The 14,027-nt window shown below is 61.5% G+C and carries 9 protein-coding genes and 1 pseudogene; 4 read left to right on the top strand and 6 right to left on the bottom strand.

From position 1 onward, the window contains the following. Positions 1-31: 31 nt before the first annotated feature. The 4 genes and pseudogenes from NL528_RS42305 to urtA form a co-directional block, all read left to right on the top strand. A pseudogene (locus NL528_RS42305) lies at positions 32-244 on the top strand (L,D-transpeptidase); the annotation flags it as partial. Positions 245-567: 323 nt separating this feature from the next. Further along, positions 568-2,787 carry an EAL domain-containing protein gene (locus NL528_RS42300; protein WP_309180258.1) on the top strand — a complete coding sequence of 740 codons (2,220 nt, stop codon included), beginning with the start codon at positions 568-570 and terminating at the stop codon, positions 2,785-2,787. A 1,373-nt stretch (positions 2,788-4,160) separates the two neighbouring features. Further along, positions 4,161-6,059, top strand: a complete 1,899-nt coding sequence (locus tag NL528_RS42295; protein WP_309180257.1) for an adenylate/guanylate cyclase domain-containing protein — start codon at positions 4,161-4,163, stop codon at positions 6,057-6,059. Next, entirely contained in the window at positions 6,056-7,345 is a 1,290-nt protein-coding gene (gene urtA, locus NL528_RS42290) for an urea ABC transporter substrate-binding protein (protein WP_375143947.1), read from the top strand. Before NL528_RS42295 ends, urtA begins: the two co-directional genes overlap by 4 nt. Before the next feature lie 191 nt (positions 7,346-7,536). Here urtA and NL528_RS42285 read toward each other — a convergent pair whose 3' ends face one another. From NL528_RS42285 to lepA, 6 genes are all read right to left on the bottom strand, one after another. Further along, entirely contained in the window at positions 7,537-8,004 is a 468-nt protein-coding gene (locus NL528_RS42285) for a DUF1801 domain-containing protein (RefSeq protein WP_309180256.1), read from the bottom strand. A 77-nt stretch (positions 8,005-8,081) separates the two neighbouring features. Beyond that, a complete protein-coding gene (locus NL528_RS42280; RefSeq protein ID WP_309180255.1) occupies positions 8,082-10,049 on the bottom strand; it encodes a methyl-accepting chemotaxis protein in 1,968 nt (655 codons plus the stop codon). A gap of 132 nt (positions 10,050-10,181) precedes the next feature. Next, positions 10,182-11,354: an acyl-CoA dehydrogenase family protein gene (locus tag NL528_RS42275; RefSeq protein ID WP_309180254.1), complete on the bottom strand. Its 1,173-nt coding sequence runs from the start codon at positions 11,352-11,354 to the stop codon at positions 10,182-10,184. 101 nt (positions 11,355-11,455) lie between these two features. Further along, positions 11,456-11,722, bottom strand: a complete 267-nt coding sequence (locus NL528_RS42270) for a type II toxin-antitoxin system PemK/MazF family toxin (protein WP_309185231.1) — start codon at positions 11,720-11,722, stop codon at positions 11,456-11,458. Positions 11,723-11,781: 59 nt separating this feature from the next. Then, positions 11,782-11,970, bottom strand: a complete 189-nt coding sequence (locus tag NL528_RS42265) for an antitoxin MazE family protein (RefSeq protein WP_309180253.1) — start codon at positions 11,968-11,970, stop codon at positions 11,782-11,784. A 137-nt stretch (positions 11,971-12,107) separates the two neighbouring features. Next, positions 12,108-13,919 (bottom strand): translation elongation factor 4, encoded by a 1,812-nt coding sequence (gene lepA / locus NL528_RS42260; RefSeq protein ID WP_309180252.1) that lies wholly within the window; start codon positions 13,917-13,919, stop codon positions 12,108-12,110. Between the last annotated feature and the right edge of the window lie 108 nt (positions 13,920-14,027).

Below are 14,027 nucleotides of genomic sequence, written 5' to 3'. Positions count from 1 at the left end.
TATTGGGCACCAGCGTAGCATGGAATCGGCGCGGTATTATTTCTCGCGCAAATATTACAACGCGCCGATGCCGCACGCGATCTTCTTCTATTACGGCTTCGCCATTCACGGCACCAATGAGCTCGCGCGGCTCGGCGGTCCTGCCTCGCACGGCTGCGTCAGGCTGCATCCTGCGCACGCGGCGGCGCTGTTCGCATTGGTCCAGCGCAACGGACCTCGCATTACGCGCATCGAGATCAACTAAAGTAGGGCGGCCCGCCGGCGGTTCTTAACCGTTCGATAACCCTGTCCATCATTGGCGAATATTCATGCGCGACGTCGGATTTCGCGCATTCATTGTGCAGCCGCGCCTGATGTCGCATACCCGTTACCGGCAATCTGCGATTCTGCCTTGTGTCGTTGCTGCCGGCGCCGTCGGCATCGTGCGAGACCACACGCATGACGCGAGTTCGCCCTTTTAACGGGCAGCCGAGACCGGCTGCCGGATCGGTGGAACCGGCAAGAGATACCATTTTTTCAGACACTTATCGGAGAACATTGCACGCAGAATGCGAGTGGGGCGTGGCAATGCCGAAATTTCGGCCAAAGACAACCAAGAGACTGAAGCATAGGGCGATCGCCCGCATTCCCGGCCGACCGGCAAAACCCAGTCCGAAGCTTTCCGGCGGCGGCCGGCGTGTTTCCGGCGAGATCGGCGAGATCGTGCGCAAGCGCGCCGAGGCGGAGGCTGCGATTGCGGAGGCACGCAAATCGCACGAGCGGCTGCGCGAGGCGATCGACATCCTGCCGCAGGGCATCGTGTTCCTCGACGCCGAAGGCCGCTACATCCTCTGGAACAAGAAGTATTCGGAAATCTACAACCGCAGCTCGGACCTGTTCGAGCATGGCGCGCGGCTGCAGGACACCATCCGAATCGGCGTCGAGCGTGGCGATTATCCGGAAGCGATCGGCCGCGAGGAAGAATGGATCGCCGAACGGCTTACAAAACTCTACCGGCCCGGCGAGCGCCATGAGCAGACCCTGGCCGATGGCCGCGTCATCCTGATCGAGGAGCGGCTGACCGAGGACGGCGGCGTCATCGGTCTGCGCGTCGACATCACCGAGCTGAAGCAGCGCGAGGCCTCGTTCCGGCTGCTGTTCGACTCCAATCCGGTTCCGATGATCGTCTGCGCGCTGGATGGCGAACGCATCCTCGGCGTCAACGACGCCGCCGTCGAGCATTACGGCTACAGCCGCGCCGAATTCGAGAAGCTGACGATCCGCAACCTGCAGGCCTTCGACAGCGAGCTGCCGTGGGCCGGAGACCACTCCAGCGACGAGCAGACGGCGCGAACCTGGAAGCATGTCCGGGCCGACGGTGCGCTGATCGATCTGGCGATCTATTCGCGCCAGCTCGTCCATGGCGATCGGCCGGCCATATTGCTGGCGCTGATGGACATCACCGAACGCAAGCGCGCCGAGGCGCGGCTGGCCTTCATGGCTCAGCACGATAGCTTGACCGGGTTGCCGAACCGCAACCTGCTGCGCCAGCAAATGGACGACATCTTGCTGCACACCCGACGCGGCGCCGAAAAGGCCGCGGTGCTGGTGCTCGGCCTCGATAATTTCAAGGCGGTCAACGATACGCTCGGCCACGGCATCGGCGACAAGCTGTTGCGCGGCGTCGCCAAGCGGCTGCGATCGACATTGCGCGAGGAAGATATACTGGCGCGCCTCAACTCCGACGAATTCGCGATCGTCCAGAGCGGGGTGACGCGCCCCGAGGACGCGGTGTTGCTGGCGCGGCGTCTGCTGGAGGCGATCGGCGACCCCTATCTGCTGGACGGCCATTCCGTCGTCATCGGCGCCAGCATCGGCATTGCCGTGTCGCCCGGCGACGGCGAGGAGTCCGAAAAACTGCTGAAGAACGCCGACATGGCGCTGTCCCGCGCCAAGAACGATTTTCGCGGCACCTTCTCCTTCTTCGAGGCTGAAATGGATGCGCGTGCCCAGACCCGCCGCAAGATCGAGATCGATCTGCGTGACGCGATCCAGAACGGCGTGCTGCGGCCCTACTACCAGCCGCTGGTCGATCTCTCGACCGGACGGATCACCGGTTGCGAGGCGCTGGTGCGCTGGCCGCATGCCGAACGCGGCATGATCTCGCCGGCCGAATTCATTCCCGTTGCCGAAGAGACCGGCCTGATCAACGCGCTGGGCGGGCTGATGCTGCAGCGTGCCTGCCTGGATGCCGCGCAATGGCCCGACGACGTCCGCGTTGCGGTCAATTTGTCGCCCCTGCAGTTCAGGGTCGGCAATTTGCTGTCGGTGGTGATGGACGCGCTGAAGCAGTCCGGGCTGCCCGCCAGGCGGCTGGAGCTCGAGATCACCGAGACGCTGCTGCTGGAAAAGAGCAGCCAGGTGCTGGCGACGCTGCACGCGCTGCGGTCGCTGGGGGTTCGCATCTCGATGGATGATTTCGGCACCGGCTATTCCAGCCTGAGCTATCTGCGCAGCTTTCCGTTCGACAAGATCAAGATCGACCAGTCGTTCGCGCGTGACCTCGGCTCCAACCGCGATGCGCAGGCGATCGTACGCTCGATCATCAGCCTTGGCATGGGGCTCGGGGTGACGATCACGGCTGAAGGCGTCGAGACCGAAGCCGAATTCAGCTGCCTGCGCGACGAGGGTTGCCACGAGGGACAGGGCTTCCTGTTCAGCCACGCGCGGCCCAATGCCGAGATCGTCAACCTCTTGAAGGCGCAGAGCGGCGCGGGGGCTGAAGACGAAGCGGCGCTGGTGGCGTGAGGTCGTAGAGATCGAGAGCGGTGATACTCGTCGTCCCCGAACTGGTGCGCAATTACACATGAGGCGTCGGGACTCAAGCGCTGCAGCCTATCCACGTCATTGCGAGCACAGCGAAGCAATCCATTTCACCGCGCAAAAGAAGAATGGATTGCTTCGTCGCAAGAGCTCCTCGCAATGACGTGGTGAGATCGTGATTCAATTTTCAAACAGCAGCTACGGCTTCGCCTTCTCGCGGCACGATCTGCCCGAGGTTTGCAAGCATGTCCCTCGAAAAAAGAGGGAGCAGGGAATGCCGGGTGCGCGCTGCACCCGCGGTCTCGTGTGCAAAGCGCACAAAAGAAACGCACACGAGCATACAGGTTCAGCGGAAACACTCCGGCATCCCCCGCACAATGGTTTGACGACTTATGCCGCGCTCTCCCCGGCGACGAATTCGTCTTGTCACCGTCATCGGCGAATTAAAGGCTTTGTCGCGCCCGGTTGGGCTGACCAAAACCTCCGCCGACTTGACACCAGCAACGGGTGTCAGGACCACACGGTTTTGCCGTACGCATCAGCGCCGTTGGTCCTGCGCGCCGGTTGATCGCTCACGAGAGACTCGCCCTGCGACACCGTTTCGCGCCGACGCTGCAGCGTCCACCGCATCCCATCCCGCGTTCGTGACGATCGCGATACGCCCCTCTTGCCGGGAAAGGACGGGGCGAGCTGGTAGCGCTGATTTGCCCGACGGGGAAAGGGAAATATTTTTATCGGAGGGACTGGACGGGTTTTTGCCCGACGGGCAGTGATTTGCCCGTCGGGTGCAAAACGCGCACACGAGATGGATGGAGCGAATGAGTTTAGCCTCGGCGGGGGTCGTCAGGGCGCGGGCTCATTAGCGTGCGGCCAAATTCGGATTGATGCGAGCCTGAATCACGTCCATGGCGGCGCCATCAATCCGCAATGGCCCCTCGGGAGCCGCTATTGCTCTGAATTTATTTCCGCTTTCGGCGGCATAACAGACATGGCCGAACTTGCCGCTGGCACGCCGCGGTCGCGCATGACCCCAAGCGGACCTCAAGCAAACAAGAAGCCACGAACTTTGGGAGCCTGTCCCCCGAACTCACGAACAGATCGCTGCGCAGGTTGTTTTTGCTCGAGATACACAGCTGGCGCCGCCTTGTGCTCGACTCTCATCACCAAAGTCTGGAGCACGATTGGCCCCAATCGAGCAGCCACGTACAAGCGCCGTCCGTGCTGAGGATGCATCGTGGCTGTGCAACGACCCGTCCCAACTCTCCCCGTGCGGAGCGGCCGCAGTATTACCTAAGGCAGCAAGCGATATTTTGCAGGAGATTGAACTCAAAGCACCTATGCGGCCAAGTGGCCGGTGGATGTTGACATTTCGAACCTCAATTACCTCCGCGGTGATGGTGTTTATCGTCGCTCTGGCCGCGCTGCTGATTGCTATTCAGGTCCGGGCTCTTCATTCGGCAACGCAAGAAGCTGCGTCTGCCTATATGGACGTGACCAGCACGAAGGCGTTGGGACGTCTTCAGACGGAGATAACCGCTATAGCGTCGGTGGTGCGTGTGCTGGCAACCAGCCCCAGCGTAGCCGATTCAAATGAATGGACCGAGACCGGCCCTGCGATCGCATTATTCAAAGCCGCACTGCAGGAACTGCCCCAAATGGACAGTATCTATGCCGGCTTCGAAAATGGCGCTTGGTTGGAGGTGCGGCGCACCAGTGACCTCAACGAGGAGCAGCGCGAGAGGTTACGTGCGACACCTCGCGCTGATATTGCCATCGATTTAGTCCGCCCCAGCTCCGGTGGCGAACTGCCCTTGCGACGAATTTTTGAAGATCGGCAGGGCAACGATGTCGAACAACTGGATCTATGGAAATACGGATACGACGCCCGCAAGCGGCCCTGGTATCACGAGACGATGAAAGCCGACCGGTCGCTTGTCTCCTTGCCTTATCTTTCGTTTAGTATCGGCGCGCCGGTGATTGCGATTAGCGCACCCCTGCGGGGCAAGGTGCCCGGCGTTATTGCCGCCGATCTCAAGCTCGACACCTTCAGCGATTTCGTCCAGACGCAACGGCCTGGAGAACACGGTATCGTCTTGATTTTCGACTCGACCGGCTCGCTCATCGCCCACCCCGATTTTGCACAATACGTTACCAATGCGATGACACATCCATCACAACCGCAATTGCCCAACATCAAGGACATCAACTCGGGGGTCGCAACGGCTGTGTTGCGAGGGTCGCATGGCCGCGACTATTACGACGGAAATATCCGTGACGACCAGGGCAACGGCTACCTTTTCAGGTTAGCGAAATTCACTCTGGGCGAGCAGCACAACGCCAACATATTGTTGCTGGCGGCCCAAGGAGACTTTGTCCAGAATGTTCGAAGGCTACAGTTCACCGGACTAATCCTCGCAATTATTGCCGGCGCTGCCTTTATTCCGGTCGTTTGGATATTTGGTAGCGGAATGTCACGATCCTTAAAAGGCATAACGGCTGAGGCAGTTAAACTCCAGAAGCTGGCCGAGCCCACCCCCTCGGCGGTCGCATCACGCATTAAGGAAATTCACGAACTTGGCAGTACGGTGAATCTCGCGCAGCGCACCATACGGTCGTTCGCTCGCTTCGTCCCCAAGGAGATCGTCCGAGGGGTGATGGACAATTCCGTATCCACTGAGCTTGGCGGAGTCAGACAGGAGGTTACCGTCGTTTTCACCGACGTTAGGGATTTTACGACTATCGCCGAGTCCGCCGACCCCGACATGCTCATGCGCCAAATGTCGCGGTATTTCTCCGTGCTGACAGAGGCTTTCCTCGTCGAGGGCGGAACAGTCGACAAGTTTATTGGCGACGCCGTGATGGTGTTCTGGAACGCACCCAATCCACAGCCCGACCATATCGAGCGGGCTTGCCGCGCAGTCCTTTCGGGCAGAATGGCGTGCGAAAAGCTCAACGCTCAGTTCGAAGCTGAAGGCCTGACGCCATTCTTCACCCGGTTTGGCATTCATGTCGGGGAGGCCGTCGTCGGCAACCTCGGCTCGATCGAGCGCATGAACTACACGGCTCTCGGCAATACGGTGAATCTGGCAGCGCGCCTTGAAGGTCTGAACAAAGAGTTTGGGACCGCTATCCTTGTGAGTGAAGGCGTCTACTTGCGGGCCCAACATTGCTTTCAGTTCAGACCCCTCGAGTCGGTCATTGCCAAGGGCATGACAAAGGGAACCCGCATTTTCGAGCTGGTCGGGGCAGCGACATGAAATCAACTTCCACGCTACGAGGTGTCATGCCAAGGTTGTTCGGTTTGTGGCTCGTGCTCGTCGTTTCGGCGGCTCACGCGGGCGAAGACACCATCAAAATCGGAATTCTTCATTCTCTGTCAGGCACCATGGCAATCAGCGAGTCGGTACTCAAGGACACGGTTCTCATGCTGATAGAAGACCAAAACAGGAAAGGTGGGCTGCTGGGACGGAAATTGGAACCGGTGATCGTTGATCCCGCGTCTGATTGGGACGCCTTTGCGAAAGAAGCCAGGGAACTACTTTCGAAGCAAAAGGTCGCGGTCGTGTTCGGTTGCTGGACGTCCGCCTCCCGTAAGTCCGTTCTGCCGGTCTTCGAGCAATTGAACGGCCTGCTTTTCTACCCGGTGCAATACGAGGGTGAAGAAAGCTCGCGCAACATTTTCTACATGGGGGCCGCGCCGAATCAGCAGGCAATTCCGGCTGTTCGATATCTGATGAGCAGGGAAGGAGGCGAAGTCCGCAGATGGGTTCTGCTCGGTACTGACTACGTCTATCCGCGCACGACCAACCGAATCTTGAGCGCGTATCTTGCTGCAGAGGGGGTATCGCCAGACGACATTACGACGATTTATACGCCGTTCGGCCATTCCGAATGGCAAGAGATCGTCGAGAGGATCAAAGCCTTCGGTTCGGAGGGAAAAAAGACCGCGGTCATATCGACCGTTAACGGAGATGCAAATACGTATTTCTACAGGGAACTCGAAGCCCAACGGGTAGACGCCAACGCAATTCCAGTCATGGCTCTCTCCATCGGCCAGCGCGAATTGCTCGGCGAGGACATCGCCCCCGTCGGGCACCTGGCGGCCTGGAATTACTTCCAGTCGATCAACTCGGCAGAAAACGAAGTGTTCGTGAAAATGTGGGCGGACTTCAACGAGCAACGAGACAAAATTACAAATGACCCGATGGAAGCCACCTTCATTGGCTTCCGGATGTGGGCGCAAGCCGTTGTCCAGGCGGGCACCACCGACGTGGATGCGGTCCGGCAGGCCATGTACGGTCAAAGAATCAAGGCGCCGAGCGGCTTCGAGGTTGTGATGAACACTAATCACCATCTTTCCAAGCCAGTCATGATAGGCAAAATAAATTCTTCCGGGACCTTTGATGTCGTTTGGCAGTCGATCAATCCGGTCCGAGCGGATGCCTGGAGCAAGTACATTCCCGACAGTGCCAAGCGTACGGCCGATTGGTCCTTTCCTTGGGTCTGCGGGGGGTGCATCGAGCCGACATTCAAGAACTGGTGACGGTCCGATTATTGGTGATCGGGGTCCTTTTGCCCTGCGATCGAGAGCCTACGCTGTGTTTTCTGTGACGGTCATATCAGTGCCGGCGGGATTCGAGCGTCGCATCAGTTGGAGACCTCTTCGACACGCAATGTCGCCCATCGGCACATCGCTTCATGTCGCTGCGATGCGGAATTTGAGCCGCAGACGGCCTATCGGCGGTCGCGCCGCGTCTTCCGATTGTTCAGATGATAGGTCAGCGCCAGCGCCACGCAGTGGCGCAGCGCGGCTGCGGGGAGCTTGTCGCCGGCGCTGAGCAGGATGCTGCGGTTGCCGCCAAAACTCAGCTCCGGATAAAGCTCGCGAAACGTCTCAACCAGATTGGTCTGGCAATGGAAATAGACCGCGACCTGGCCGGCTTCCGGCTTCACCTGGTCGATCCGGATCGTGCTGCCGCTCTTCGTCTCAGGCGTGAGATAACTCGGCTGTCCCCATTTCAGGGCTTCTTCCAGCGCGCCGACGCCCTTTGTCGCTTTCGCGGTATCGAAGATCAGCCGGCGCAGCGCCAGCAATTTGGCCTTGACCGACCGGGGATAGGCGCCGAACACGGCTTCGACCGCGGGATTTGAACTTCCCGCGCGCGGTTTCCTTGCCGCGCCTTTCTTCACTGACTTCTTCATCCAGGGTCGCCATTCCGCGAATGTGGCTGCGCACACGAGGTCAGCCGCCCACCCAATGGAAGTCAGACCCCTTTCGCCTACGCCGCATTGCGCAGGCCGGCCAGAAAACTATCGACGCTCTCGAACAGCGCATTGGCCTGCTGGCTGAGTTCGCCGGTCGCGTCGCGGACGTTGTCGGCCAGCGCGCGCGACTGGTCGGCGGACTGGCTGGCGCCGGCGACATTGACCGAGACTTCACCGGTGCCGGCGGCAGCCTGCTGCACGCTTCGCGCAATCTCGCGCGTCGCTGAACCCTGTTCTTCCACGGCTGCGGCGATGGTGGTGGCGATGCCGCTGATCTCCCGGATGGTGTCGCTGATGCCGCCGATCGCGGTCACACAGTGGCCGGTGGCGGACTGGATCGCGGCGACCTGTCCCGCGATCTCCTCGGTTGCCTTCGCCGTCTGGCTGGCGAGCTCCTTGACCTCGGACGCGACCACGGCAAAACCCCGGCCGGCTTCGCCGGCGCGTGCGGCCTCGATCGTCGCATTGAGCGCCAGCAGGTTGGTCTGGCTCGCGATTGCCCCGATCAGGCGCAGCACATCGCCGATCTTTTCGGCGGCGGTGGCAAGGCTGCCGACCATCTCGGTGGTTTGTCCGGCCTTGACCACGGCGTTATCGGCAACGCTGCTGGAATGGGTGACCTGACGGCCGATCTCGGTGACCGACGACGCCAGCTCCTCGGTGGCGGCGGCGACCGTGCTGACGCTGGCCGAGGCTTCTTCGGAGGCGGCGGCCGCGGCGGCCGCGCGTTGCGAAGTGCCATCGACGCTGGCCGTGATCTCGCCCGCCACCCGCTGCATGTCCTTTGTCGCCTTGGCGACGGCATTGACCACGCCCTTGACGTCGGCCTCGAAACGGTCCGCCATCTGGCGTTGCAGGGCCTTCTTCTCCAGCTCCGCCTGCTGCTTGTCGGCCTCCTGCGCCTCGCGCAGCGAACTTGCCTCCAGCATGTTGCGGCGGAACACGTCGACCGCGCCCGCCATGGTGCCGAGTTCGTCGCGGCGCTCGCTGCCGGGAATCGTGACCGTGGTGTCGCCGCTCGACAGGCGGTTCATGACCGCGGTGATCGCCGTCAACGGACGCGACAGGCCGCGCCCGAGCAGAAAAGCCAGCAACACCGCACCGGCCAGGATCGCGGCGGTGCCGAGGATCAGATTGCGCTGCGAAGCCGCCGCGGCCGCCTCATACTCGGTCGTATCCTTGATGATCTCCAGCACCGCGACCGGCTGGCCGGCATAGTTCCTGATCTGCCCGAGATAGAGCGCGGCGGGATGGCCGTCGAGGACGGCATCGCGGCGCAAGGCCGCGCCATCCATCACGCCCTTGAGTTCGTCCTGGGTGGCGACCACGCTGTCGCCGAACGTCGACGAGAGTTTTCTGAAGGCGTTGCCTTCGTACGAGTGCACGGCAAGGTCGATGCCGAAGCGCTTCTTGGCGCGGTCGACGAATTCCTTGCCGAAGGCCGCACCAACGTCGACATTCGCAAAGCTCTTGCCGTCACGCATGATCGGCGTCAGGCCGAAGATGCCGAGCGCTTCCCGCCCGGGTTCCACGCCGACGATCTGTTTGCCGGTCTTGATCGCTTCGACCACCGTGTTGCGGCGGCCCGAGACGTCGTCACCGAAAATCTTCGGCGCGTGAACGCGGTAGAACGAGGTCGCCGGCGCCACCTGGAACGTGATCAGCGGGATCCCTTGCGCATTCAGCGCCTTGTTGGCGTCGCCAAGCAGCGCTGCCAGGGCGTCGCGATCGCCCTTGGCGATGGCCTCGCCGACCGGCGGCAGCGCGGCGATCACGGAACTGACTGCGAGTGCGGCCCGCCCCTCATAGTCGACGGCGGCGATGACGCTGTCATATTGCAGCTTCAGCTGCTGGTCGAGCGCGAGCCGCGTCAGGGAGCGCTGTTGGGTGATCGAAAAGCTTCCGAGGATGGCGCAGGCGACCGCAACCGTCAGCGAAATGGCGAGAATCAGTCGGGCCGCGATCGATCGAATCTTGAACATGGGGAATACGGAGCTCCGCGAAGCGAATATTCCGCAGACTCCCAGAAATTGTTTAACAACAAGGCCAATTATGGTCTCGGTAGCACTGCGGGGAGCGCATGGCCCCGATGCGGTTACCCGCTTACTTCGGCCTCATCGCGTCGTGGGAGGCGTGGCGAGATTAGCCGAAAGTATTGCCCTGCCGGCATCCTCGTAATGGGTATCGCGCGCCTGGATCTGTTGCGCGATCGTGTGCATGTCGCGAAAACGGCGTTCGAACCCGTTGGCGGCGAACACCGCCGTGGCGCCGGCCATGTGGTAGGCGGTATCGACCACGGCCGCCGATTGATGGATGGTCCAGGTCGCGGCGATGCGGAGCGCGATGCGATGCTCCTCGGTGATGGGCTCACCGCGCGCAAGCTCGCGCCAGACCTCGGCGGCGGTGGCGTAGAGATAGGCGCGCGCGGCGCGCAGGCTGGCTTCGGTGCGTCCGATCTTGCCCTGCACCGCGTTGTTTTCGCGCATCGCCTTGAGGCCTTGCGGCGTCTTGCCGCGCGAAAGCTCGATGGTGGCATCCAGCATGGCGCGAGCGAGCCCAAGCGAGGTCGCGGCAAAACCCATGCTGAACACCATGTTGGTGGTGAGCTTGTAGAGCGGTCCCTGCTCGCGCAATGCCGAGGGCACGTCGCGGAGCGCTGCGAATTTGTCAGGGATGAACAGATTGTCGACCGAATAGGAATCGGTGCCGGTGCCCTTCAGGCCGATTACGTCCCAGACGTCGTACATGGTGGCGCTGGTCACCGGAAACAGGATGGTGCGGATTTCCGGCGAACCGTCCGGCTTCTTCCGTGTGGTGCCGTCGGCCTCGACGACCCGGACATGGGCCCCCAGCCAGCTCGCCTGCCGGGAGCCGGAGGCAAAATCCCAGCGCGCACTGGCCTTGTAGCCGCCGGGCACCGCCTGCACCTCATGGGCGATTGCACCCCAGGCGAGGATGCCGGGCGCGACATTGAAGATCTCGTTGGCGGCATCGGGATCGAGATAGGCCGCCGTCATGGCGCAGACGCTGCACTGGCCGAGACACCACGCCGTGGAGGCGTCGGCCTTGGCGATTTCCTCCTGCATCTGCATGAAGGCTTCGAGCGGCGCCTCGGTACCACCCAAGCTTTTGGGCAGCAGCGCGCGATAAAGCTCGTTCTCGATCAAGGCCTGCGTCACCGCCGGCGTCAGCCGCCGCGTCCGCTCGATCTCGTCGGCGTCGCGCGCGATCAACGGCGCAAGCGCCCGCGCACGCTCAACGAGGTCGAAACCGAGATGCTTGGTCATGCGCGTCCTCGCGTTGTTGAATTTTCTGTTTTGGCGCAGGCGCAATGGTGGCCTATCCGCGGCCAGCGATCAAGACGGGCGGGAATGCCCGGACGGCTTTGTCACCGCGCCAGCCCGAGCACTACCAGCAACGCTCGATCGAGGTGTTCGGATGTTTCCGTATCAATATGGCCGATGACGCTCCGAACCCGGTCACGGCGCAGGGCGATCATCTTGTCCGTCATGATCTGCGAGCGAAGGCGAAGACCATTTGACGGTGTGGCATCGATTATTGGTCTGAGCCGCAACTTGTCCTGGAGGTCTGACGATAAGGGACAGATGACGATCGTCGAAAGGTCTTCATTGAATTCGTCAGCCTGTACGATCACTCCGGGTCTTGGTCGTCCTGGCTCGCTTGGAACCACCACCAGCACGACATCCCCGCGCTTCACTTCCAGGCGCTCCAGTCATAAGCCACCTCGTTCCACGCATCGATGGCATCGTTTTCCGGATGCTGCGCCATCAGCTTTGCCTCCCGGCGGATGGCCGCGAGCACCTTCGGATCGCGCAAATCCGGCACCCAATGCTGCACCGGCCGCAGCCCCTGCGCGCGCAAGCGCTCGCGGCGCGATGCCATGCGCTGTCGCGGGGTAAGGGGCTTTGGCCTTTTCGGGGTGGTGGTCATGCTCTGAGCGTAACATGTTACGCTCAGAATTTCAATTAATTCGGCTGAGCCACAATGGATAGACGCCGGAACTGCAGAACTCCCGTCGCTCAGCTATCCACCTTCAGCGCGGCAATGAACGCTTCCTGCGGGATGTCGACCTTGCCGAACTGCCGCATCTTCTTCTTGCCTTCCTTCTGCTTCTCCAGAAGTTTTCGTTTACGCGTGATGTCGCCGCCGTAGCACTTTGCGGTGACGTCCTTGCGCAGCGCGCGGACGGTTTCGCGGGCGATCACCTTGCCGCCGATCGCAGCCTGGATCGGAATCTGGAACATGTGCGGCGGGATCAGCTCCTTCATCCGCTCGACCATGGCGCGGCCGCGGCCTTCGGCGCGGGTGCGGTGCACCAGCATCGACAATGCGTCCACCGGCTCGTTGTTGACGAGGATCTGCATCTTGACGAGATCGGCCGGCTTGTAGTCGGTCAGGTGGTAGTCGAACGAGGCATAACCCTTCGAGACCGATTTCAGGCGGTCGTAGAAATCGAACACGACTTCGTTGAGCGGCAAATCGTATTTCACCATCGCGCGGGAGCCGACATAGGTCAGCTCCTTCTGCGAACCGCGGCGGTCCTGGCAGAGCTTCAAGACGCTGCCGAGATATTCGTCGGGGGTCAGGATCGTGGCTTCGATCCAGGGCTCGTGGATTTCGGCGATCTTGACCACGTCGGGCATGTCGACGGGATTGTGGATCTCGATCTCCTGGCCGTCGGTCAGATGCATTTTGTAGATCACGCTCGGCGCGGTCGCGATCAGGTTGAGATCGAACTCGCGCGACAAGCGCTCCTGGATGATCTCCAGATGCAGCAGCCCGAGGAAGCCGCAGCGGAAGCCGAAGCCGAGGGCGGCGGAGGTTTCCATCTCGAACGAAAAACTCGCATCGTTGAGGCGCAGTTTGCCCATCGCCGCACGCAACACTTCGAAATCGTTGGCATCGACCGGGAACAGGCCGCAGAACACCACCGGGATCGCCGGCTTGAAACCCGGCAGCATGTCGGTGACCGGCTTGCGGTCGTCGGTGATGGTGTCGCCGACCCGCGTATCCGCGACTTCCTTGATCGCGGCGGTGATAAAACCGATCTCGCCGGGGCCGAGTTCGTCGACCTGCGTCATCTTCGGCGTGAAGAAGCCGACGCGCTCGACGTCATAGGCCGCATTGGTGCCCATCATGCGGATGCGGCTGCCCTTCTTCATGGTGCCGTCGACCACGCGGATCAGCACGACGACGCCGAGATAGACGTCGTACCAGCTGTCGACCAAGAGCGCCTTCAGCGTCGCGTCGCGGTCGCCCTTCGGTGGTGGCAGCCGCGTGACGATCGCCTCCAGCACGTCGGGGATGCCAATGCCGGTCTTGGCCGAGATCATCACCGCATCGGCGGCGCTGATACCGATCACATCCTCGATCTGCTGCTTGACCTTGTCGGGCTCCGCCGCGGGCAGATCGATCTTGTTGAGGACCGGCACGATCTCATGACCCGCGTCGAGTGCATGGTAGACATTGGCGAGCGTCTGCGCTTCGACGCCCTGGCTGGCGTCGACCACCAGCAGGGAACCCTCGCAGGCCGCCAGCGATCGCGAGACCTCATAGGCGAAGTCGACATGGCCCGGCGTGTCCATCAGGTTGAAGATGTAATCCTTGCCGTCCTTGGCGTGGTAATTCAGCCGGACGGTCTGCGCCTTGATGGTGATGCCGCGCTCGCGCTCGATATCCATGGAATCGAGCACCTGTTCCTTGCCCGCCATTTCGCGATCGGTCAGGCCGCCGGTCATCTGGATCAGGCGGTCGGCCAGCGTCGATTTGCCATGGTCGATATGGGCGACAATGGAGAAGTTGCGGATGTTGGAAATGGGGACGGTGGTCATGGGGCGCGGGATAGCATTCGCGCCCCCAAGCGGCAACCATATTGCTGTATTTTAAGGGGCTATCTTCACGCCAAGCTGATTCCACTGGTGCGGAAAACGCGCTACGCA

Source organism: Bradyrhizobium sp. Ash2021, from assembly GCF_031202265.1.
Lineage (GTDB): Bacteria > Pseudomonadota > Alphaproteobacteria > Rhizobiales > Xanthobacteraceae > Bradyrhizobium.
This window is presented reverse-complemented; position numbering and strand designations above follow the sequence as displayed.